Source organism: Sedimentibacter sp. zth1, from assembly GCF_017352195.1.
Classification (GTDB): Bacteria; Bacillota; Clostridia; order Tissierellales; family Sedimentibacteraceae; genus UBA1535.
This window is the reverse complement of record NZ_CP071445.1, coordinates 2,028,209-2,050,345: the sequence shown is the minus strand read 5'-3', so window position 1 is coordinate 2,050,345 and position 22,137 is coordinate 2,028,209. Positions and strand designations below refer to the sequence as shown.

25 protein-coding genes are annotated in these 22,137 nt (G+C 27.4%); 9 read left to right on the top strand and 16 right to left on the bottom strand.

The genetic code is table 11. From position 1 onward, the window contains the following. The first annotated feature begins 31 nt into the window (after positions 1–31). Positions 32–265 (top strand): hypothetical protein, encoded by a 234-nt coding sequence (locus JYG23_RS09930; protein ID WP_207235522.1) that lies wholly within the window; start codon positions 32–34, stop codon positions 263–265. Between the two features lie 18 nt (positions 266–283). On the opposite strand, the gene JYG23_RS09925 is transcribed toward JYG23_RS09930, so the two are convergent. From JYG23_RS09925 to JYG23_RS09890, 8 genes are all read right to left on the bottom strand, one after another. After that, a complete protein-coding gene (locus JYG23_RS09925; protein ID WP_207235521.1) occupies positions 284–1,063 on the bottom strand; it encodes an ABC-2 family transporter protein in 780 nt (259 codons plus the stop codon). Next, on the bottom strand, positions 1,044–1,838 hold the full coding sequence (locus tag JYG23_RS09920) for an ABC-2 family transporter protein (RefSeq protein WP_207235520.1): 795 nt from the start codon (positions 1,836–1,838) through the stop codon (positions 1,044–1,046). The genes JYG23_RS09925 and JYG23_RS09920 overlap by 20 nt, the downstream gene beginning before the upstream one ends. Beyond that, entirely contained in the window at positions 1,810–2,745 is a 936-nt protein-coding gene (locus JYG23_RS09915; protein WP_207235519.1) for an ATP-binding cassette domain-containing protein, read from the bottom strand. The genes JYG23_RS09920 and JYG23_RS09915 overlap by 29 nt, the downstream gene beginning before the upstream one ends. 2 nt (positions 2,746–2,747) lie before the next feature. Continuing rightward, positions 2,748–3,875 (bottom strand): pitrilysin family protein, encoded by a 1,128-nt coding sequence (locus JYG23_RS09910; RefSeq protein WP_207235518.1) that lies wholly within the window; start codon positions 3,873–3,875, stop codon positions 2,748–2,750. Then, positions 3,862–4,866 carry an RtcB family protein gene (locus JYG23_RS09905; RefSeq protein WP_207235517.1) on the bottom strand — a complete coding sequence of 335 codons (1,005 nt, stop codon included), beginning with the start codon at positions 4,864–4,866 and terminating at the stop codon, positions 3,862–3,864. The genes JYG23_RS09910 and JYG23_RS09905 overlap by 14 nt, the downstream gene beginning before the upstream one ends. Then, complete coding sequence (locus JYG23_RS09900) at positions 4,859–6,019, bottom strand: PEP/pyruvate-binding domain-containing protein (RefSeq protein ID WP_207235516.1); 1,161 nt, start codon at positions 6,017–6,019, stop codon at positions 4,859–4,861. The genes JYG23_RS09905 and JYG23_RS09900 overlap by 8 nt, the downstream gene beginning before the upstream one ends. Further along, positions 6,012–6,830 carry a hypothetical protein gene (locus tag JYG23_RS09895; protein ID WP_207235515.1) on the bottom strand — a complete coding sequence of 273 codons (819 nt, stop codon included), beginning with the start codon at positions 6,828–6,830 and terminating at the stop codon, positions 6,012–6,014. Before JYG23_RS09895 ends, JYG23_RS09900 begins: the two co-directional genes overlap by 8 nt. Positions 6,831–7,151: 321 nt before the next feature. Continuing rightward, on the bottom strand, positions 7,152–8,120 hold the full coding sequence (locus tag JYG23_RS09890; RefSeq protein ID WP_207235514.1) for a radical SAM/SPASM domain-containing protein: 969 nt from the start codon (positions 8,118–8,120) through the stop codon (positions 7,152–7,154). A 257-nt stretch (positions 8,121–8,377) separates the two neighbouring features. Here JYG23_RS09890 and JYG23_RS09885 point away from each other — a divergent pair, with 257 nt between their 5' ends. The 8 genes from JYG23_RS09885 (at position 8,378) to JYG23_RS09850 (ending at position 15,875) form a co-directional block, all read left to right on the top strand. Further along, positions 8,378–9,166 (top strand): phosphotransferase, encoded by a 789-nt coding sequence (locus tag JYG23_RS09885; RefSeq protein ID WP_207235513.1) that lies wholly within the window; start codon positions 8,378–8,380, stop codon positions 9,164–9,166. Between the two features lie 44 nt (positions 9,167–9,210). Next, positions 9,211–9,864 (top strand): DUF4332 domain-containing protein, encoded by a 654-nt coding sequence (locus JYG23_RS09880; protein ID WP_207235512.1) that lies wholly within the window; start codon positions 9,211–9,213, stop codon positions 9,862–9,864. Between the two features lie 17 nt (positions 9,865–9,881). Further along, positions 9,882–10,742 (top strand): transglutaminase-like domain-containing protein, encoded by an 861-nt coding sequence (locus tag JYG23_RS09875; protein ID WP_207235511.1) that lies wholly within the window; start codon positions 9,882–9,884, stop codon positions 10,740–10,742. 29 nt (positions 10,743–10,771) lie between these two features. Further along, complete coding sequence (locus JYG23_RS09870) at positions 10,772–11,308, top strand: AAA family ATPase (RefSeq protein WP_207235510.1); 537 nt, start codon at positions 10,772–10,774, stop codon at positions 11,306–11,308. A gap of 228 nt (positions 11,309–11,536) precedes the next feature. Continuing rightward, positions 11,537–12,010, top strand: a complete 474-nt coding sequence (locus JYG23_RS09865) for a GyrI-like domain-containing protein (RefSeq protein ID WP_207235509.1) — start codon at positions 11,537–11,539, stop codon at positions 12,008–12,010. A gap of 173 nt (positions 12,011–12,183) precedes the next feature. Continuing rightward, the gene (locus tag JYG23_RS09860) at positions 12,184–13,929 is read left to right on the top strand and encodes an ABC transporter ATP-binding protein (protein WP_207235508.1); all 1,746 of its coding nucleotides are present in this window, start codon (positions 12,184–12,186) and stop codon (positions 13,927–13,929) included. A gap of 273 nt (positions 13,930–14,202) precedes the next feature. Next, complete coding sequence (locus JYG23_RS09855) at positions 14,203–15,135, top strand: hypothetical protein (RefSeq protein ID WP_207235507.1); 933 nt, start codon at positions 14,203–14,205, stop codon at positions 15,133–15,135. 185 nt (positions 15,136–15,320) lie between these two features. After that, positions 15,321–15,875 (top strand): GNAT family N-acetyltransferase, encoded by a 555-nt coding sequence (locus JYG23_RS09850; protein WP_242631555.1) that lies wholly within the window; start codon positions 15,321–15,323, stop codon positions 15,873–15,875. A gap of 272 nt (positions 15,876–16,147) precedes the next feature. Here JYG23_RS09850 and JYG23_RS09845 read toward each other — a convergent pair whose 3' ends face one another. From JYG23_RS09845 to purD, 8 genes are all read right to left on the bottom strand, one after another. Further along, positions 16,148–16,498, bottom strand: a complete 351-nt coding sequence (locus tag JYG23_RS09845) for a NifB/NifX family molybdenum-iron cluster-binding protein (protein ID WP_207235506.1) — start codon at positions 16,496–16,498, stop codon at positions 16,148–16,150. Between the two features lie 4 nt (positions 16,499–16,502). Continuing rightward, complete coding sequence (locus JYG23_RS09840; RefSeq protein ID WP_207235505.1) at positions 16,503–17,372, bottom strand: 4Fe-4S binding protein; 870 nt, start codon at positions 17,370–17,372, stop codon at positions 16,503–16,505. After that, positions 17,369–18,217: a 4Fe-4S binding protein gene (locus tag JYG23_RS09835; protein WP_207235504.1), complete on the bottom strand. Its 849-nt coding sequence runs from the start codon at positions 18,215–18,217 to the stop codon at positions 17,369–17,371. Before JYG23_RS09835 ends, JYG23_RS09840 begins: the two co-directional genes overlap by 4 nt. Continuing rightward, entirely contained in the window at positions 18,207–18,572 is a 366-nt protein-coding gene (locus JYG23_RS09830) for a NifB/NifX family molybdenum-iron cluster-binding protein (RefSeq protein WP_207235503.1), read from the bottom strand. Before JYG23_RS09830 ends, JYG23_RS09835 begins: the two co-directional genes overlap by 11 nt. 48 nt (positions 18,573–18,620) lie before the next feature. After that, positions 18,621–18,983, bottom strand: coding sequence for a DUF134 domain-containing protein (locus JYG23_RS09825; protein WP_207235502.1), 363 nt, complete (start codon positions 18,981–18,983; stop codon positions 18,621–18,623). 111 nt (positions 18,984–19,094) lie between these two features. Beyond that, on the bottom strand, positions 19,095–20,189 hold the full coding sequence (locus JYG23_RS09820) for an acyltransferase (protein ID WP_207235501.1): 1,095 nt from the start codon (positions 20,187–20,189) through the stop codon (positions 19,095–19,097). Between the two features lie 89 nt (positions 20,190–20,278). Beyond that, a complete protein-coding gene (locus JYG23_RS09815; RefSeq protein ID WP_207235500.1) occupies positions 20,279–20,782 on the bottom strand; it encodes an SEC-C metal-binding domain-containing protein in 504 nt (167 codons plus the stop codon). 70 nt (positions 20,783–20,852) lie between these two features. Further along, a complete protein-coding gene (gene purD / locus JYG23_RS09810; RefSeq protein WP_207235499.1) occupies positions 20,853–22,109 on the bottom strand; it encodes a phosphoribosylamine--glycine ligase in 1,257 nt (418 codons plus the stop codon). Positions 22,110–22,137 lie beyond the last annotated feature (28 nt).

Here is a 22,137-nt window from a genome sequence, read left to right as displayed (position 1 = left end):
TTAAAGGCCTAGATACTGTTTTACATATATAATGCATAAAGACAATTACGATTTAGAAAAACCAGCTCACTATCTCAAGCCTTCAAAGAAAAAAATAGAATCAAAAGGTATAGACACTGTTATATCAAGAGTTATAAATATATCTGATATGTGTAAAGCTGTAACTATATATAAATTAGAAAATTCGCTTAAAAAATCTTTCGAAAATACATATGGTATCATCACAAAATATAAAATATATGACACAGAAGATTTAAATATATAAAAATACACAGCTAAACAACTAGCCCATGTTTGTATTTAATATTTTTACTCCTCTATTCCATAATAGCAAAGAACTAATGCTCAGTAATAATAGCCAAATCAATCCCCCAGATAAATTTAGAATTATTTCGTTAAAGCTATTTTGAGTTAATACTGAGCTAACAGGTACATATATATAATATCTAAATGGGAAAAAATATGTTAGCTTTTGAAACATCTCTGGAAAATATGTTAAAGGTATTATACTTCCAGATACAAACATTCTTATTGCCATAGCTGTAGTCATTACACCTTTAATTCTTTCTATGTACAACGAAATCAATCCAACATTAAACCAAAACATAAATTCTACAAACATTCCAATTAATATTGTTACTATAAACATAAATACTTGCAATACCGTCAAATTAGCCAAAAAATATATTACTATTATTGTGGGTATGAATATAACTGAATATAATGCCATCCATGATATATATTTTGCCAAAAATAGTGTAATATAGCTATATGGTCTTACTAAATAATTTGCTATTCCACCCTCCATAACATCAGTTTGAATATCTGTAGCGATATGAGTAAATGGATATGCATATAACAATAGATTTGTTAATAAATAATATAATATAAGATATTGTATATCTATATTACTTGATTTTCCAATGTTAATCCATAAAAATATATACATTAGCATCTGAACAGGCAAATATATTAGTTTTAAAAATAAACCTAAAGGATATTTCTTATATGTCTTTATATATGTTTTTATTAGAAAAATGTACTTAACCATTGATACTTTCATATTTTTCTCTGCCTTTCTTCCAAACATAATTATTAATAACAATCCAAATAATTATGTTGCTTATTAACCCTAAACACCCAATTATTGCAGTTTGCATAGTTAGCTTGTTCAACACTGCTTCAGTCGAAAATGTACTAAAGAAGTAAAAAGGAAGCAGTATTTTAAATACTATTTTTATAATATTAGGCATAATTGTCAGCGGATATTTATTAAACCAAGTTAGGCAATCTGCAAGTTCTGATATGGCATCCATTTTTCCAAACCAAAATGACATATAGCTCATAGTAAATCTTATAAGCATTAAAATAAAATTTGAAACCATAACAATTAATATACCTAAAACATGCATAAAGATATTGATTTTTTGCTTTGAAATTAAAATAATGACTATAAATGTTATAAAAGTTGTTATTATTTTAATATAATCCATATTTAACAATATAAATCTAAATCTCGGATCTAGAGGTCTTGATAGATTAACATCCAAACTACCACTATGGACAACAAACCAAAAACGTGATGCTACAGAAAAAATAGCAGATTCAAGCCCGAAAAAAAGTTCGGAATATGCTATAAATACTAATATATCGCTATAAGACCAACCGTCTATTAAGAATCCTGTATTATTTATCAAATACCAAAACAATAAATTTGCTACCAGATAAGTTAAGCTACTTATAACACTCAAAATTGTATCTGTTTTAAACAATTTGCATCTATCAATTCTTAGTTTTAATAATATTTTATTAACACTTCTTAGTTTCACTAAGTACATCTTCAAATACCTCCCTAAGAGATACTTTTTCTGTAGAAATGCCTTCTATGCTAAAAGCATTTGTTATATTCTTGACATATTTATCTTTTTGAGTATTATCTTTTAAATCGAATACAATTAAATGTTTTACTTCATTTACTTCTGTTGCATTATCTAACAAATGTTTTGCTTTAATTTCATCAATTATATACTTATATTTTACTATAACTTTTATTTTTTCTGTAGCAGAGCTACAAATTACATTTGATTTTCCATCATATTTCACTTGACCTTTATTTAAAATAATAGCTCTATCGCAAATGTTTTCTATATAATCTATCTCATGAGTTATTATGATAATTGTAGATTTCAAATTGTTTTTAAAATAAGCTAAAAGCTGGTAAAGACCTTTTTTAGCATTATAGTCCAACCCTATAGTCGGTTCATCCAATATTATATATTTAGGTGTATGTAGTAAAATAGATGTTATTTCGCATTTTACTCGCTCACCAAAACTTAATTTTCTATAAGGATTTTCAAACAATTTTTTAATTTCAATATACTTATCTATCAAATTTATCATTTTTTTAAATTTTTCATCGCTTATTTCGTATATGGCTTTAAAAAAAAGCAAATTATCGTAAACACTTAAATCTGTAATAAATGAAGATTTTTGATTGAAAATTATTCCCATATTTCTTATTAGCTTTTTTCTATACTTAAAAGTATCGAAATTGTCAATGCTAATTTTTCCATTAGTAGGTTTTAAAATACCTGTTAAGCACTTAATTAGTGTAGATTTACCTGAACCATTGTGTCCAAGTAAAGCTACAACTTCATTGTCTGGGATAGATAAATTAATATTATTAAGTACGTATTTTTTTTCCTTTTTACCGTAAGACTTACTTACTCCTTCAATTTTTATCATGATTACTCTCTCCCTATAGCTAATGCCAATAATAATTTTATATCTTCTTCACTCATACTTTTTAATTTATCTAAATAATTATTTGTTATTGTAACATCCCTCTCAAATAAATAATTGTCTATTGTATCATTAATTTGGGCACTGCTTCGTTCGAATTTCAAATAAGCTTCTGTTATAACCATATTAACAGCTCTTTTTATATCTGTGCTTTTTAATGAGTTTATGTATTTGATGTTAAATACATCAACAAATAATTTTTTTGCATCACTCAATAATAAATTTGAATTATTATCATGTGTAAAATATATAATAAAAAAGTTATTATGTACGCTATAATCTCTAAAATTTATGTTGTAGCAATAATTAAAATCCGAAACAAGTTTATCATATAATATAGAAGATAAACCATTTACATATATATTTTTAATTAGCTTCATTGTCAGTGTATCTGTTTTATCACTGCAACGAAAAACATATAAAAATAGATTATCATTTTTGTCTAAGGCTTTATTTATAAATTTGTATTTAAAATCTAAATGTTTATATAGCAAATTATCAGAAAAACTGTATTTTGGTTCTCCTTCATCATTGACGAGATTTCTAATCTTTTCTATTTTAGTTTTTTCAAGTTTTCCCATTATAACTAATGACCAATTGTTATATATATTTTTATATATTTTTATGATATCATTAAATGAAGGAATATTATCATTTTTAACATGATTAAGACATTTTGTTAACATTGTATCTACAATAAAATCAACATTTGAATTTGCTTGCTTGTCTTCTATTTTTATTATTTCTACTTCGCTATTATAATCATCTTCACTAATATCAAAGTGTATAAGGGCATCTAAAATAAGTTCAATTGCTTCTATAACATTATCTTCTGTAATTCTTAAATATAATTCTGTATAATAATCATTAGTTTGAGCATTAAAAATTCCTCCAAGTTCTTCAATTTTAAATAGCAGTTCATATTGTGTGTATTTTGAACTGCCATGAAAAATAAGATGTTCGATTAAGTGTGCAAATTTGTTTATTTTATTATTAAAAATGGTTTTATTACCAACTGGTATTATAAAGTTTATACTTAATAAATTTAAATTTTTATTTTCAATATACTTCATATACATACTTTTTTGCTCTCCTTTTACAGCAATATAGAGGTATTAGCTTATACAATGACCTAAAATTTGTAGCATTATCATCTGATAATTCTTCAAATGATGAATAATTTCTTTCACCATTACAATTAATAGATTTTAATATTGTACCATGATTTATATATTCAATATCATTATTCTTTTTTACAACATAATTAGGCGATGAACTTCCACTCAACACAACAGCTATATAATTATTAAGCTTTTTTACATACTCTTGAGTACCGTGGCAATGAATAATATTTTCGTTGTTAAATTTTATATATTCATGAGAAGCATCTATATAATCTATAATTTTTCCATTCATGCTTTTAACGATTTTTTTAGCTATATATTGTCTGTTTATGCGAGTAAAATTGTTTGCCTCTTCAATTGCTTTAATTAAATTGATAGCTTCAAAGCTATTTTTATTTAATTTGAATTCATAAGAATTTTCAGACTGCATAATATTCGGATTATATTTTTTTACTAAATCTATAAGCTCCATAGCAAACAAATTTTTTATTCTTTTAGGCAATCCGCTATGTACTAGAATACAAATTTTATTATTAAGCAACCTTATTTCTACAAAGTGGTTTCCTGTTTCTACTTGTCCTAAATACTCATTCATAATTGATTTACCTATGACAGTTTGATTATTAGAATTAGAATGATTTGTATATTTGCTTTTTCTAATGCCAAAAGGGCTTGTTTCTTCCAACTTTAATTGTTTTATGTCATTCTTGTTTAAATCAGTTAGAAACAAGCCTAGTCCACATCCTAAATCAAACCCAGCCGCAAAAGGATAAACAAAGGTATCGCTACATATCATTGTGCCTGTTAGGGTTAAGCTTTCATAGTCAGGTTCTAAATCGCAATTTAAAATTATTTTTTTTATATCTTGCTGGTTGTTTAAATATATTAAACGACTATCTATATAACTATTATCAACATTTTTAATATAGTTATTAAGCATCACAAATAAACACCTCTCCATTATTAGCATCAACGTAAAGTTGCATTCCACTTTCTATTTTATCTATTTTGTCATCCAATCCTGTAACACAGGGTATATTCCTTTCTCTTGCAACTATTGCCGCATGTGATAATATGCCACCCTTAGCAGTAACTAATGCTCCAATATTGTTTAAGCTATATATTAGTTCTGGATAAAGCTCATCAAGCACAACAATCATATTTTTAAAATCAATGTTTCTATTAACTGGTACTCCGTAATCAATTTTTACGGCTTCGCCTTTAAATGTACCCATCGAAGCTCCTTGACCAATTAATGGGATACCCTTTTGCTTAAATGTGTCATTAGTAATGTTTTTTGAGATTGAAGTTATAGGTCTTGCTTGCAAATAATATATAGTATTATCCTTTATTGCAAATTCTATATCCTGCTCACATTTAAATATACGTTTAATTTTCTCACAATCTTCTATTAATTTTTCTATTTGCATATCATTTAATGTAGGTTTATATCTGTCAAGATAGTTAACACTTAAAATAAGCTTATTCTTATTTTCTATAACTACCCGTGCCCTTATGCCATTAAAGCGTTTGGTACGACCAATTTCTTCTTTTTGTTCATATGTAAATATCACGTTTTTTTGAGTATTTTTTAAATTAATGTTATTATCTATTACTTCATATTCATCAGGCGTAATACAACCTGAAACAACATTTTCTCCTATACCTAAAACTGAATTTATTAGGAACCCATTATTGGTTATAGGATTCTTAGTGAAAACAACTCCTGAAACTTCTGAACAAATAAGTGGTTGTACCAATACACATTTATCTTTACTATCATAAGCATGTTTATATATTTCCTTTACTGCATACTTAATTTCGTTTTTCTTTAATCCTAAAAATGATAAATATTTCCCAGCACAGCTTACATCAGTATTGTCTTCATTTCCCATAGATGATCTAACGGCATATAACACATCATTATTCGTAAACCGTTTAACTACCTTAAAGTCACTCACATTTAGTTTTCCATAAATAACAAATCCATCAGGTGTATTTATATTGTTTTTTATCATTATGCTACAATTATAAGCCTTTTTTCCTACTGCTTTTATATCATTAAATTCTACATCTTTTAAAAATTTAAACATAATTTAAAATCATCCTTATATCAGTATTATAAATATCCATGTTTTTAGCTTCCATAAATAACTTGAAATTTCTCAAAGTTCTAAGCTGATATATATGTCTCATTTCACTATACCATGACAAGCTATATACTATTTCTTCAATATTATTTTTACATTTACTTTTATCAAATGGTATATTGATTGGTTTAAGGTTTCCTTGTGCATTGACATTTAGTGTATAATTATTTATATCCTCATACTTTTTATTGTCTATATTGAATGTACTTAAATATGAATATTCTTTTATAAAGATTTTGATATCATTTAAATCATTTATTTTTTGTTTGTTTTCATTTAGCGTAATTAAGTATGATGGTATTCCAATTTTAGAATAACGTTCTTTGCAAACAGATTTTGAATAATATTCTCCCGATAAATCTGCTATTCGCCTATATGCCATGACATCAGTAACACAATCAAAGCATTTTTTGCAAACATTGTAATCATAAATACCACTTTCAATTAATCTTTCAAACTCGATGTTTGACTCTATCAATCTATATATTGAATTTTTCATTTTTGTAGTGATATTTTTCATATAATTTAAATTTTTTGTTATTTTATTCATTTTCTTACTGATTAGCTTATATTTTTTCTTAGATATTTCAATTAAACCATAATCTAATAACTTATACTTTGCTTTTAAATTTAAAACACATGGTTCTTTTAAAAGACCATATGCATAAAAATCTAAATGCAATTTATTATCCGTATCATAAATTAATTGAAAATCACATACAAATGACTTGTTTTTTTTATATTCTAAAAACACTGTATACCTCTTAATAAGATATTTTTTATTAGCATTAAGCATAAACGATTATTGTTTGTTATAATAATCGTTTATGCAATTATGCTTAATTGATAGTAATTATAGATGTCTTTACTATTTTTCTTTTTTAGCTATAATTTTAGTTGCTTTTTTTGTAGCTCTTTTAGACTCATTTAATTTTTTTTCAAATTCAGCTAGAGTTTTTTGTTTTACAACACAATGATTACCCATAATTATCCTCCTTAAATTTATTAATAAGCCATGAGCAAAACCTAAAAACACATAAATAATATAGATTTAACTGCATGGTAAATTATTGGCTTACATTTTATTAATAATACGTCTAATCATTTTAGTAATACTTGAATCTGAACATGTTGGGCATGATAATTTTTCACTGTAATATTTATTGATCATGTACTGATGTTTATCGCTATACCATATATTTACAAAATCTTCTTTATTAATATCTCCAATTATAAATTCTTTCTCTATTTTATGGCAACATGGATAAATCAGTCCATCAAATTCGATCATGCATTGATAGCATAAATTAAGCCAAGGCTTTTTAATGTAATTTGTTCTATGCTTAACTGGATCAAAACTAATTATTATATTATCTTGAAAGCATTTTAAAACATCCCTAGCTTGATCCGAAAGTACTTTTCGTTTAGTATATGAGAGATTATGATCTGTTTTTATATCAACTTCATCAACACCTAAATTTATTGACAGTTCAACAAATTTATTAACACCAGATATACTTTCTTCATCCAATATATAAGATAAAATAACCAGTGTATTTTCGCTTTTTAGTTCTACTATTTTTTTTACACTTGTACACAATTCTTCAAAAGAATCTGTTTTGTTTTTAGGACGATGAACTAAATGAAAAGAATTCTCATCATATGAATCAAAACTTATTCTTATGACAGTTAGTGCTTTAGTTAGCCTTGCTAAATTAACATTTTTAAGTAATGCACCATTTGTTATTAGCACACAATTCATTTTTAAACTATGAGCATAGCATATTATTTGTTCAGCGTTTTTATGCATTAGAGGTTCTCCACCTCCACTAAACAATACAGTATCACAACTAGATTTCTTTAAACTGTCCATTAGTGTAATTGCACTATCATATGTCATAGATGTATTTTTAGTATTTCTAATGCCTTTGTAGATACACCATTTACAATCATGATTACAAGCGCTCGTCAAATGGACCTCAACTTGTAGTGGATTTATCGCTTTACCACTTTTTACACTTAACATATCATCTTCTAAAGACACAACAATAATCTCCTTAAGTTAACATAATTAACAAATATAACTTTAAATTCATTATAATACATATTTTAGTTTTTTGCCATGACGTTTTTGGAAAATATATATATATTATTCATTGTATTAAATTAGCAATTCTGATAATATTAAGAATATAAATATATATCATGTATTTAATTACATGATATATATTTTAATTGATGAAAGTAATAGTAAACATATGCAATAGAGTAGTTTTATTTAGAGATAGGAGGACTGTACATATGTATTCACTTGATTGTTTAATAGGAACGGGGAACACTGCAGAAGTGTATGATATTGGTGATAATAAAGTAGTTAAATTATTTAATAGGGGATATTTTTATGATTCTGTTGTTAAGGAATATAACAATTCAAAACTCATAAATACACTAGATATTTGCACTCCTAAAAGTTATGAGCTCGTTGACATTGATGAAAGATATGGCATTATTTATGACAAAATAGTTGGAATACCATTAGATAAAATTTTGTTAGAAACATTAAATATTGAAAAGAATACTGCTATTTTAGCTAAAATACATAAGGAACTACTGAAAAAGAAACTACCAAATGCTGTTAGTGCGAAATCAGTATTGCATTATAATATAACAAATACATGTTTTATTTCACCAGATATTAAAGCAAAGCTTCTTACTATATTAAGTAAACTTCCAGATGACGATGGATTTTGTCATGGTGATTTTCACTATGGAAATATTCTTGTCGGTGATAATAAAAATTATGTTATTGATTTTATGGATATTTGTAAAGGCAATAGGTTATATGATATAGCAAGAACTGTTTATTTGATAGAAAAAACACCCGTACCAGATGGAGTTCCTGATGCAAAAGCATTACTTCAAATAAAAAGACAAGCATCTGTCGAATATCTTAGTCATATGAGAATAACGGAATCAGATATAGAAGAATGGATGATTGTTATTTCAGCAGCAAGACTTTATGAACTAAGAGATGACCAAACGAATGAAATAAATTCAATTTTGCATTTTTTGAATGAATATGGATTATAGGTGTAATAAAGTAGTATGTGATTAACTTTTGAAAAGAGGAGAATATGGAACTAGATAATATTGATATTGAAAATTTGGCTATTGTATTAAATAAAAATACAACGTTAAGTAGATTTTCTAAATTAATAGAAAACAAAGAAAAAATAATAAGAGCCTTAATTATGGCTAATATTTTGACTTCTGAAAACTTTTTTGAACAGTATGCTAACAATTCGGAACTTCTTGTAAGCAATACAATGCTAGACAAATCAATTGTAGATTTACTGGCATCATTTTTATCTTTCTATAAATATAAGACTAGGAAAATCAAAGAATATACTTCAATTGGGGTAGATAATATAACAAAATTAATGGATTATGGTATTATATCAACAAAAGATATAATATATAGGTGCGATACTTCTAAAAAGCGTAAGTTAGTTGCACATGCTACTGAAGTATCAGAATGTGTAATTGAGAGAGCAGTTTGCTTGTCTGACATTTCACGTTTACCGGGTATAAAGGATATTCGTGCAAGTCTATATTATGACTGTGGTTTTATATCAATGAAAAATATTGCAATTCAAGAGCCAAAAGAGTTTATAGACAAAGTATCTAAATTTATTAAAGCGAATAATATTGAAAAAAAGCCACCCCTTAACAAAGAAATTAGCACACAAATAGCATGGGCAAAAGTGTATAAGGAGTTAATAAAATGATTAGAAGGGGAAAGAGTATGAATAATAAGCAAAGAACTATAAAGTTATGTATATTTTTGATAATTACTATTTGTTTTACTTGCTGTTCGTGTAGTAATGGTACAAGTTCTACAGAAATGAGATATACTCAAGATGAATATAACATTATGGAAAATGTACAATGGTGTCCGTATTCAGATGAGTACCTTGTAATGTTACGTTCAAAATATAAACTTGATTCTATTATTTTAGGTTGTAATACAGATTTTGAAAAAGTTCAGGCTATAACAAAATGGGTTTCAGAATTATGGGAACATGATGGTAATAATCAGCCAGAAAAATCTGATCCAATTTATATATTAGATCAAGTAATTGAAAAAGGTAAACGATATAGATGTGTTGAATATAGTGTTGTTGTTTATGGTTGCCTTAATGCACTTGGTATACCTACAAGAAATGTTGGATTGAAAACTTTTGATGTTGAAACTCGTGAATATGGCGCTGGACATATTGTAGTAGAAGCATATTTGAAAGATTATGATAAATGGGTATTTATTGATGGACAGTTTGGCATTATACCTATGAAAGGTGATTTGCCATTAAATGGAGTTGAGTTTGCATTATCACTAGGAAATTTAGATAAGAATCTAAATTTAATCAGAGTAGGTAAGAGTTACAGTGACATGACAGATGAAGCTTATTATAAATGGGTATATCAATATCTTTATTATTTTGATGTTGGATTTTATAAAAGCGATAGTAATGGTAATAGAGTTTGTACAAGGGTTATGCTTGTTCCAGTTGGAGCAGATAAACCAACTATTTTTCAAATAAAATATCCGCTTTCAATAGATATTTTCACAACGTCAGAAAAAGCATTTTACCCAAGCATAAAATAAATATTCTTAATTCTTTATGAGGTGACAAAATGATTATATGGTTAAATGGTGCTTTTGGTAGTGGGAAAAGTACAATAGCTGATTTATTACATCAAAAAATTGAGTTTTCACATATATATGACCCTGAACAAGTTGGTTATTTTTTATGGGATAATTTCCCTGGCAAAATGAAACGCAAGGGTGATTTTCAAAACATTGAAATATGGCGTAATATAAATTATCAAATAATCAAACACATGAACGACAATTATAATGGAGTTATAATTATACCAATGACCATTGTAAATATAGACTGTTACAATCAAATAATAGGTAAGCTTATCAATGATGGTGTAGATATTCATCACTATATTTTAGATGCTGATAAAGAGATAATAAAAAAACGGTTACTAAATAGAGGAGAAGAAGAAAATTCTTGGGCTGAACAGCAAATCGATAGATGTTTTCAAGCGTTTGATAGCAAAATTAGCGGTGAAAAAATTGATACAAATAAATTTAATTTAAAAGAAACAGTAAATATCATCATAGAAAAATCAAATATTAATAATTTAATATTTGATATATAAGTTAATTTACATTTTATATATTGAACCATTTTTCGCTTTAAGTGTTTTATTATATATTGGCTGTCAGCATGACAGAGCGTGTTTAGAAGATTGGTATGCAAGTGCTATGAAACGTTGATGTGATACAATATTTATTCCAGTTATTAATAATAAAAATTTTGTGTTATAAGCATAGTACCAATAGTATTTTGCGTGTGAATTACATTAATGTATTAAGGAGATATAATTATGGAAATAAAAAAATGTATTATGCAATCATTTTCGGTAATTGGAAAAGAAGGCTCAACAAATGATGGTAACAATTTTGTTGAAAACTTGTGGGTTGATGCAAACTCGCATTTCGATGAAGTTAAAGCGTTAGCAAAGAAAGATGCTAATGGAAACATTGTTGGAATATGGGGATTAATGAGCGATTTTTCAAGAACTTTTAAACCGTGGGATAATAATTTTAGTGAAGGATTGTATTTAGCAGGAGTACAGACTGACAATAACGCAACACCTCCTGAAAATTGGGTAAAATGGACTGTTCCATCTTTTGAATATTTGTATGCTAAAGTTGAAGAGGATTATAATAAAACATTTAATGGAGTTTTGCAATATATGAATGAAAACAAATTGAATTTAGCGGGTGCTGTATTTGATTTTAACTGTCCAGAGGAAAATGGTCAGTTATATTTGTTCTTTCCAATTAAATGTTTATAAATTAATGAAACTAAAAATGTGTTTTAATGTGTATTACTGAAAATAACTACAAGGAGAAAATTAAATGAAAATGTTAAATAAATTATGACGTGATTGATACTTAAATAGAATTCGAGCGTCACCATCCTTCATATAATAAAAAAATACAATAACATTATATGGAGGAGAAAAATATGGATTTTATTTATATGTTAAAAAAACTTATTGCCTATTCAGGTAAAGAGAAATGGAAGATATTTGTGTATTCAATTATGCACATTATTTCAATAGTTGCTACAGTAGCACAACCTATGGTTTTTGCTATGATTATAAATACATTGCAATATCAAAATAATAATATGATGGAAAAAGTTGTATTTTGGTTATTTATTTATGTTGCTTGTTTTTATGTTTTTGAAATTTTTCATCGTAGCGCACGTTTTATTGAATTATATGTTGCTTATGATGTAAAAAAAAGATATGTATTAAAGACTTATAATTTATTACAATCTTTACCTCTTGGCTGGCACAATGAACATCATTCCGGCAATATAGTAAGTCGTGTTAACAAAGCTTCTGATGCTTTGTATTGTTTTGGACAATCTATGTATAATTATATTATGACTATTGTTAATTTTGTTGGCTCTATTATTGTTTTGTGGTTTATTTCACCAGTTGTAGCTATTATAGCAGTGTTTGTTGGATTAATACTAGTTTTTTCAACAAAACGAATATATAACTTATCAGTACCAGAATATAGAATGCTTAATGAGGGTTTTCATAAAATTTCAGCGACTTTGCAGGATGGAATTGGCAATATAACAACTATTATTTTATTAAGACTTGGTAAATGTATTGGATATGACCTAGAAACCAAATTTAAAGATAATTTTATTCATTTAGTAAATGAGAATAAATTTACACAGATAAAATGTCATGTTTATTCTTTGCTAGTTATGCTTTTAAATGTGGGCTTAATTTTTTATTATATTTATGATAAAACTAAAAATGGTAATATTGTTATGCTTGGTTTAGTTACAGCAATTTTTCAATATCTTTCTCAGTTGATGGAAGCATTTGGATTTTATGTTGGAGATTATGAGAAGGTTATACATTGGAGAAATGATTTTGATTCTGTTTTATCAATTATTGATCTTAGTAATAATATTGCATACATGGAAACTAGACAAATACCACTAAAATGGAATAAATTGCTCATAAGAACGGTTGATTTTTCATATGATAACAGTGAAATTGTTTTGCATAATTTACAAATATGTTTAGAAAAGGGCAAAAAGATTGCTTTTGTTGGTGATAGTGGTTCTGGTAAAAGTACAATGCTTAAAATTATAAGAGGTATATATGACGTTCCAAATTGTAATGTTATAGTTGATGATAATTACAAATATGAATTAAAATCATTAACAAATATAACAACTTTAATTCCACAGGAACCAGAGATATTTGATAATACTGTATTGTACAATATAAATATGGGTATTAAATCAACTGATGCTGATATACAAAGGGTTTTATGGCAATCAGCTTTTGATGAAGTTATAGAAAAGTTACCTAAGGGTGTTAATTCATTAATTAATGAAAATGGAGTAAATTTATCTGGTGGTGAAAAGCAGAGATTAGCATTAGCAAGAGGTCTTTTTTCTGTAAAAGATAGTAGTATAGTTTTATTTGATGAACCAACAGGTAGTTTAGATGCCGCAACAGAGCTAAAAGTCTACACAAGAGTTTTTGAAAGCTTAAGTGATAGATGTGTTATAAGTGTTCTTCATAGATTGCATTTATTAAAATTGTTTGACTATATATATGTGTTTCATAATGGTGATATTGTAGAGCATGGAGAGCTTGATAATTTAATAAACAATAAAGGGTATTTTACATATCTTTGGGAGAAATATATGTTAGAACAAAGTGCTATGTAAGGAGTGCATAGTGAAAATTTTTTGTTATGGTTGAAAGCTTAATGAATTATAACTAAGAATGAATTTAAATAGCTTAGAAAAAGCAAGGTTATTTGACTTTGCTTTTTTATTATTACAATATAAATGAAAAAAATATATTTATAAAAATTTACTTTGTGGTAACATATGGATGTAGTATAATGAAAATGAATTTAAGTTTAGCTTATAGCAGAATTTGTATAAAGTAAAGAACTTGAATATATAATTATAATTAAACATTAATAGGAGGAATATATGAATAATGTATTTAATAAAGCAAGACTTTTTGTTTATCAAAATGCAAGACCACTAGATATAGCAAGATGGAAATATCATTTTGAAAATGGAAGTATAGAAGAAATATTAACCGCTTTGTCAGTGTATCAGAATAAAGATGGTGGCTTTGGTCATGCAATTGAACCAGATGCTTGGAATCCTAATTCTTCTCCAATTGATACTTGGGTTGCAACTGAAATATTGAAAGAAATAGGATTTAGTGATAAATCTCATCCAATAATTCAGGGTATATTACGCTATTTAGGAAGTGGTGCAGATTTTGAAAATGGTAAGTGGATAAATACTGTTCCAACAAATAATATGTTTCCTCATGCTCCATGGTGGTACTATGATTCTGCTGATACTAGTAACAAGACTAATTATAATCCAACAGCGTGTTTAGCTGGATTTGCACTTAAATATGCAGATGAAAGTAGTAAACTTTACAGTGTCGCTTCAACTGTTGCTAAAGGAGCATTTGAAAGTTATTTATCTCAAGGAGTTTTAGAAAGCATGCATACAGCTTTATGCTATATTCGCTTAATGGAATATTGTGAAGAAGCAAATATAAACAATTTATTTGATGTTTCGCTTTTGAAAAAACAATTATTAAAACAAGTTAAAGGAAGTATAACCCGAAATTTGGATGAGTGGAGAACTAGCTATATATGTAAACCATCTCAATTTTTTAATAATAAAAATAGTATTTTTTATACTGATAATAAAGAAATTGCGAAATATGAATGTGAGTTTATAGTGAGTACACAGCTTGATGATGGTTCTTGGAATATTAATTGGCAATGGGAAGACTATCCTCAAGAATGGGCAATTACTAAGAATTGGTGGAAATCAAACGGTGCTATTTTAAATATTTTATATTTAAGAGGTTTTGATAAATTGTTAGTAGTGTAAACTAAGATACATATATAAAAGTATAGTGCCTACTTGACGCTACCACCTATGTTATAGAGGAAATAAAATATAAACAAACATAGTGTACATATATTTTGATATTATTGTGGTATACTATATATTCTTGTTGTGTAATTAACAATTATAATAATCATGAAAACTATAAAATTTTATGGAGGCATATTGTGGAAAATAACCTGAAACAGTTTGAAGATAATTATCAATTGCTTTTATTAAATGAACAACATATTAAGACAATATTTCATTGGAATCTTGAAGAAAAACACTTTGAATACTATACTTGTCGTCCCTTGAAATTGTGTAAATCTTTTAAAGAGTATGCCAGTAAAACATTAAAGTCTATTTCTGAAAAAAAATCTATAATCTATGTACTGGTAAAAAAAGAAGATTGCAATAAACCATTAGGTAAAATAACGTTATTTGATTTAAATATAAGAAATCATAGTGCTGAATTTGGTTATTATTTACCCAATAATAATAGAGGTCAGGGGTTGGGTAGTATTATGTTATCAAAATTCATTCAAACATCCTTCAAAGATGATGAACTGAATTTGAATAAAATGTATGCAACTACATCTTCAAATAATTATTTTTCAATTAGGCTTTTGGAGAAATATGGTTTTAAGTTAGATGGAAGATTAAGAGAACATTATTGGATTAATGAAAATATGTATGACCAACTTATTTATTCAATTCTCAAACAGGAATGTATTAAGTAATAGTTATTTAGAATTAAAAATCATATTTAGTCTTGGTTGGTAAGTTATCAGAGTATATAAGATGCTCTGAAAAAAAGCGCTAAATTTCAACTGAAAACTACTATCCTTCGTTATTAGAAGTATTTTCAGAAAATATATAGTAGATTTGAATGTTAATTAATGCAGGCATTTTCGGTGTTTTTTTTGTTAGTTTTGCAGTAATGTGAGAGGATGCTAAATAAATTAATTATTTAGCTCCTACTCGATTGTTCTTCATAGTTTTAATAAATTAATTATTGGTTATGTTCATGACAAACTGAACCTGTTGATTTCAAGTCGCCGCTTAAGTATGATTCTACACAGCTCTTAGCATTGCCATTAGCTCCAACTATAACTTCAATATTGTGTTCGTTAAATATTTCTACAGCGCCACCACCCATGCCGCCAGCAATAATAACCTCAACTCCTAAATCATGTAAGTAGTTAGGTAAAAATCCTGGTTTGTGTCCTGGGTTTGGTACACTTTTTTCTGATATAATTTTTCCACCTTCTGCATCATAAAGATTAAAATTTTCACAGTGTCCAAAGTGTTGTGCTGTTGTATTTCCCATACAAGCAACGGCTATTTTTAATTTGTTAGTCATAATATTACTCCTTCTCTAAAATAGTTATTATTTTATTATATATGTTTTGTAAAGCATCTTTTGCAGGGCAATTGTATTTAGCAATACTATCACCGTTGTTGATTGCTTTTGATACACTTTCATCATATGGAATTTTTCCAGCTAAAAAAATATCATTTTCTTTGCAAAAACTTTCGATTTGATCTGAAATTTCAGTACAAATATCACATTTGTTGATACATACACATGCTTTTATATTAAATATCTGTATAGTCTTAAGTATACGCTTCATATCGCTCATACCAGATAAACTGGGCTCAGTTATAATTAAAACCATATTAACGCCAGTTATAGAAGCTATAACAGGACATCCAATACCTGGAGAGCCATCAATAATTGCAAGTTCATCATTTTCATCAGTATTGTTGTACAAAGCTGATTTCACGTCAGTAACAAGCAATCCAGAATTACCTCTACCCATTTTTAAAGTTGCAGTTGAAAATACTTTATCATCTTTATATAAAGCTAATTTACCAGCAACATCATCAACCATAGTTATAGCTTTGCTTGGACAATTGTATTCACAAGTGCCACAACCCTCACAGGCAAATTCGTTTATTTTGTATTGCGAGTTATCATATTCAATTGCACCAAATTGACAATTGCTTTTACATAAACCACATTTTGTACATTTATCGTTGTCAATTATAGCTTTTTGACTTCCATAAAAGTCTGAAAATTGAGCATCAGAAGAAATTTTAGATATCAAATGCAAATTTGGAGCATCAACATCACAATCTGCAAATGCTGTTGCTTTAGAAAACTCTATAAATGCTGAAGCGGTAGTAGTTTTACCAGTTCCGCCCTTTCCACTTAAAATTAACAATTTTTTCATTTGCTTATCTCCATTATAACCTTATTAAGTAAATTGTCAAAAGTATTTTTAGTATTTTTGTCTTTTTCATATGCCAAGCTTCCTTGAGCATTTATTTGACCAATTTCTTTGTTGTAAGGAATTTTTGTTAAAATCTCTATATTGTTTTCACTGCAAAAGCTAGTTAGCTCATTTACTTCCTCAGTATATTTGTTTATTACAACGCCACAAGGTTTACCAAGAAGTGTGACAAGTTCGTATACCATTTTAAAATTATGAATACCAAATATGGTTGGTTCAACTACTAAAACACAATAATCTGCTGTTTGTACACTTTCCATTACAGTACATGCACTTCCCGGTGGACAATCTATAATATTGATATTATTATCACTTGAGTTTTTTAAGACCTCGCTTATAACCTTAACACCTGAAGCTTCACCGAGGTTAAGCATTCCTGTTACAACATTTATATCGTTCGTTGTACCTGATTGTATAGTTCCGACGCATTTGGTAGTTTCACCAATTGCACCAACTGGACATACAAATTTACATCCACCACATGAGTGACAAATTTCATTAAAAACTTGTGGAGTTTCTTTTATAAATGCGATAGCATTGAATCTACAAAAATCAATACACTTTCTACAACCAATGCATTTTTCTTTATCGAATGTAGGTAATGTTTTAAATACTTCCTTTGTTTTTATGTTTACTGGTTTTAAAAATATATGTCCATTAGGTTCTTCTACATCGCAATCTAAATAAGTTGCATTTTTAGCACTTGCTGCTAGGTTAACTGATACAAATGTTTTGCCAGTACCGCCTTTTCCACTCAGCACTGCAATTGTAAGCTTATTTTTCATGGTTATGAAATCCTGGATGTATATTAGAAAGTATTTGTAATTCATTGTGCTCAAAAGCATTAATGTTTTCTTTTACTGTTGGATAGATGGTTTTGTAAATTTTTACATTTGCACCATTTAGCACAGCAGCAGCGTTTTCTCCACATCTAACAGTTAAAACAGCAGCACTTTTTTTATCTACAATAACTTGTGATGCTTTAATTCCTGCACCACCTTGTGCGCTTATGGCACTGTTATCGAAGTAAGTTGCCTCTTTTGTTTCAGTATCATAAAATGCAAAATAAGGTGTACGTCCAAATGAAATACAAACTGTAGAATCTAAATTTTTTTCGTCAGTTGGAATAGCAATAATCATAATTAATCTCCTCTCGAATATAGCATATGTAGTTAATAATAAAGGTGGTTATTTAGTGTCTAAATTCTTATAGCGTTGACGTTTATGACAACCTCTGCATCCACAAAAGTCCTCGTTACCATCACATAATTGGTAATCACCGCCAAATATTTTCAATACCTTACCATCAACGATACTTTGAGCTATTTTTTTCCTAGCATTGGTATATATTTGTTGAACAGTAGTACGGGCAATTTTCATGTATTGACTGCATTCCTCTTGTGTAAAATCTTGATAGTCAATTAATCTAATTGTTTCATACTCATCAACAGTCATAATTATCATATCATCAAATTGTTCACAGTTCATTGGTCCAAAAAAATTGTTTTCAGGTAAACTACAGACTTTTCGCCATTTCCTAGGTCTAGCCATTTTAAATCTCCTTTGTTATTGACATATGTCATTTATATTTTTATAGTATCATCTTTAATGACATATGTCAATAATTATTTGTTAAAAACAGTGTATTATACACTGTTTTTATTATATGATATATTTATTTATAAAAGGAATTTTTCTAATACCTAATACTATTAAATAGGAAATAAAGTATACAAGTAGAGCAATCAATGGAATAGATAATATTGGATTAAATGATAGTGTATTTAGCCCTAAAGTATACAATAACTTTATTATTGCTGCATGTACTAAATAAACTCCAAATGCATTTTTTGATATTTTATTTATTATACTTTCAGTCTTTTTACTAAATTTAAATTTGGGTATTTGGTATTTGAAAAATACAAACCAAGTGGATGCCAAAAAAAAGCTAGTCACTGAGAAGGCAAAATAATAAAATTGATTTGGAATACCGGTTGTATATGAAATATATGCATTATAAATTAGAGCAAATAAATATGTAATAATCCCTAAAACGTATATTAATATTCTATGCTTTCTTTTTAAATCATAGGCTTTTATATAGTGACCAAGTATTAAATACCCAAGCCAGCTAACTACGGGTGAAAAATAAAACTTATTAATTATTGTAGATATTTGTTTTTTATACGGAAAACTAAAAACAAATATACTTGGTCTTAATATTCCTAATAAAAAGAATAAAATTAAGAAATACAAGCATAGCTTTTTTGAATGTGTGCTTTCAGTTAAAGGTTTTATAATGGGTAGTAGCATATATATACCTATTATCAACGGCAAAAACCATAAATGATAGTGACTGTTCAATGTACCTTTAATTATAGAAATCAGCAAGCCATATGCTCCATTGAATTGACCATTATAAATATATGTTATAATTGCATATAAAAATGACCAAAATATATATGCTATTAGAAGTCTTAATATATTTTTAGTATATAGTTTTTTTATATTTATATTATAAGAATGGTCTAATAATAGAGCACCACTCAACATTATAAAAACGGGAACATTGCAATGTACAAAAGTATTATAAATATTAAATACTTGAAATGAAAAGCTTTTTGTTGATACACCCAGCCAATTTTGTGCTGATAGATGTAATATTATTACTGTAAATATTGTAAATATCCTTAACATATCTAGATATAATATGTTGGATTTTTGTTTAACTATTTCTATTCCACAATTATTATTCATACTATTTTCCTCGGGGTATATACTATTATATATCTTATTATATATACAATAAGATATAATTCTATAAAAAAATAGTGCTTAAAGCACTATTAAATATTTTTTCCACAGCATTTTTTGTATTTTTTACCTGAACCACATGGGCAAGGATCGTTTCTTCCAACTTTCACTTCTTTAACAGCTTGTTTTGAACGGTTGAATTCTTTCCTTATTTTTTTTCTTTGTTCTTCATCGATGATATTATCCCATTCTTTTAATCCAAATAGCCATTCAGCTTTTGCTTCGTGCATATTCCAAAGTAACTTTTCAAAATCAAATTCAGCATTTATAACTGTATCTTCAGTTATGTTTTCAACTTCAACTTTTTCTTTAAAGCTAGTGTTAGCTCCATCTAAAAAGCCTACAAATTGTTTTGAAGTAGAATTGTATTTTTCAGCTAATTCCTTAACACTTCCGTTTAATATCTGTGTTTTACTATTAAGAATTTGCTTATATATTTCAGTTTCCTTTACCATATATTTATCCCAAAATTCTTTATAGTCTTCTTGAGTTTGAATTCCTTCTAAATCATTATTCCATTCTGTATATAAACTCATAATTACCTCCATTATTTATTAACAGTACTATTTTATCAGAAAATTTTCAAAATACAAGTTTTATATTTTGTTATTTAGTCAAAGCTATATCTGTTCTATATTCCATTTTGTCAAAATTGATGTTTTTAATGTTTTTGTAGATATGGTTTCTTGCTTCTTCTAAAGAATCCGATAAACATGTAACAGCTAAAATTCTTCCACCATTAGTTAAAATATCATTATTTTGTATAGCGGTACCAGCATGAAAAACAGTTATATCATTATCTACAGTATCAATCCCAGTTATTATTTTTCCCTTTTCATAGTTTTGTGGATATCCACCGCTTGCAAGAATAACAGTTACACATTTTTTATTTGACCATACTAGGTCGCTTTGTTTTAGAGTTCCGTTTCTTGTTTTAATCATAATTTCTAGTAAATCAGATTTCAAACGTGGTAGAATAACCTCAGTTTCAGGATCCCCAAAACGAGTATTATATTCTAATACTTTAGCAGTATTTCCAGTAATCATCAATCCTATGAACAAAACTCCTCTAAAATCAATGTTATCTTTTATAAATCCTCTAATTGTGTTATCTAATATATTATCTTTTATATATTTTTTAAGTTTATCAGTGTAAATTGGGTTAGGGGAGAAGCATCCCATACCACCAGTATTTAATCCTAAGTCGTTGTCATATGCACGTTTGTAATCTCTTGCACTTTCCATAGGTATTATATCTTTCCCATTTACAAAGCACAATAAAGAAGTTTCTGTACCAGTCAAGAATTCTTCTACTAATAATGTATTCCCAGCATCTCCAAATTGTTTATCTTTTAGTATAGAATTTATACCTTCAATTGCTTCATCAAGTGTGTTGCAAATCAAAACACCTTTACCTGCAGCCAAACCATCAGCTTTTAGAACAACAGGTAGGTTGAAGTTTGTAATTTCCTTTAATGCAGTTTCATAATTGTTAAATAGTTTGTATTTAGCTGTTGGTACATTATATTTTTCCATAAACGCTTTTGAATATGATTTACTACCTTCAAATTTTGCTCCGTTTTTTCTAGGTCCAAAGCATTTTATTCCCTTATCTTCAAGAATATCTACTAAACCTGCTACTAACGGTACTTCAGGGCCAACAATAACAAACTCGATTTTATTTTGTACACTAAACTCAGTTATTTTTTCTATATCTTCAGCCTTAATACTTACACATTCAGCTAATTTACTAATTCCTGCATTACCAGGCGCACAGTATAATTTTGTAAGTAAGGAACTTTTAGATATTTTTACACATATAGCATGTTCTCTAGCACCGCTTCCAACTACTAAAACTCTCATAATAATCTCCTTAATATTAATGTTAATA

Excerpts from the sequence above, each read along its gene's own strand:
- JYG23_RS09930 (WP_207235522.1), top strand. The coding sequence starts at position 32 with ATGCATAAAGACAATTACGATTTAGAAAAACCAGCTCACTATCTCAAG.
- JYG23_RS09925 (WP_207235521.1), bottom strand. The coding sequence starts at position 1,063 with ATGAAAGTATCAATGGTTAAGTACATTTTTCTAATAAAAACATATATA.
- JYG23_RS09920 (WP_207235520.1), bottom strand. The coding sequence starts at position 1,838 with ATGTACTTAGTGAAACTAAGAAGTGTTAATAAAATATTATTAAAACTA.
- JYG23_RS09915 (WP_207235519.1), bottom strand. The coding sequence starts at position 2,745 with ATGATAAAAATTGAAGGAGTAAGTAAGTCTTACGGTAAAAAGGAAAAA.
- JYG23_RS09910 (WP_207235518.1), bottom strand. The coding sequence starts at position 3,875 with ATGAAGTATATTGAAAATAAAAATTTAAATTTATTAAGTATAAACTTT.
- JYG23_RS09905 (WP_207235517.1), bottom strand. The coding sequence starts at position 4,866 with ATGCTTAATAACTATATTAAAAATGTTGATAATAGTTATATAGATAGT.
- JYG23_RS09900 (WP_207235516.1), bottom strand. The coding sequence starts at position 6,019 with ATGTTTAAATTTTTAAAAGATGTAGAATTTAATGATATAAAAGCAGTA.
- JYG23_RS09885 (WP_207235513.1), top strand. The coding sequence starts at position 8,378 with ATGTATTCACTTGATTGTTTAATAGGAACGGGGAACACTGCAGAAGTG.
- JYG23_RS09880 (WP_207235512.1), top strand. The coding sequence starts at position 9,211 with ATGGAACTAGATAATATTGATATTGAAAATTTGGCTATTGTATTAAAT.
- JYG23_RS09875 (WP_207235511.1), top strand. The coding sequence starts at position 9,882 with ATGAATAATAAGCAAAGAACTATAAAGTTATGTATATTTTTGATAATT.
- JYG23_RS09870 (WP_207235510.1), top strand. The coding sequence starts at position 10,772 with ATGATTATATGGTTAAATGGTGCTTTTGGTAGTGGGAAAAGTACAATA.
- JYG23_RS09865 (WP_207235509.1), top strand. The coding sequence starts at position 11,537 with ATGGAAATAAAAAAATGTATTATGCAATCATTTTCGGTAATTGGAAAA.
- JYG23_RS09860 (WP_207235508.1), top strand. The coding sequence starts at position 12,184 with ATGGATTTTATTTATATGTTAAAAAAACTTATTGCCTATTCAGGTAAA.
- JYG23_RS09855 (WP_207235507.1), top strand. The coding sequence starts at position 14,203 with ATGAATAATGTATTTAATAAAGCAAGACTTTTTGTTTATCAAAATGCA.
- JYG23_RS09845 (WP_207235506.1), bottom strand. The coding sequence starts at position 16,498 with ATGACTAACAAATTAAAAATAGCCGTTGCTTGTATGGGAAATACAACA.
- JYG23_RS09840 (WP_207235505.1), bottom strand. The coding sequence starts at position 17,372 with ATGAAAAAATTGTTAATTTTAAGTGGAAAGGGCGGAACTGGTAAAACT.
- JYG23_RS09835 (WP_207235504.1), bottom strand. The coding sequence starts at position 18,217 with ATGAAAAATAAGCTTACAATTGCAGTGCTGAGTGGAAAAGGCGGTACT.
- JYG23_RS09830 (WP_207235503.1), bottom strand. The coding sequence starts at position 18,572 with ATGATTATTGCTATTCCAACTGACGAAAAAAATTTAGATTCTACAGTT.
- JYG23_RS09825 (WP_207235502.1), bottom strand. The coding sequence starts at position 18,983 with ATGGCTAGACCTAGGAAATGGCGAAAAGTCTGTAGTTTACCTGAAAAC.
- JYG23_RS09820 (WP_207235501.1), bottom strand. The coding sequence starts at position 20,189 with ATGAATAATAATTGTGGAATAGAAATAGTTAAACAAAAATCCAACATA.
- JYG23_RS09815 (WP_207235500.1), bottom strand. The coding sequence starts at position 20,782 with ATGAGTTTATATACAGAATGGAATAATGATTTAGAAGGAATTCAAACT.
- purD (WP_207235499.1), bottom strand. The coding sequence starts at position 22,109 with ATGAGAGTTTTAGTAGTTGGAAGCGGTGCTAGAGAACATGCTATATGT.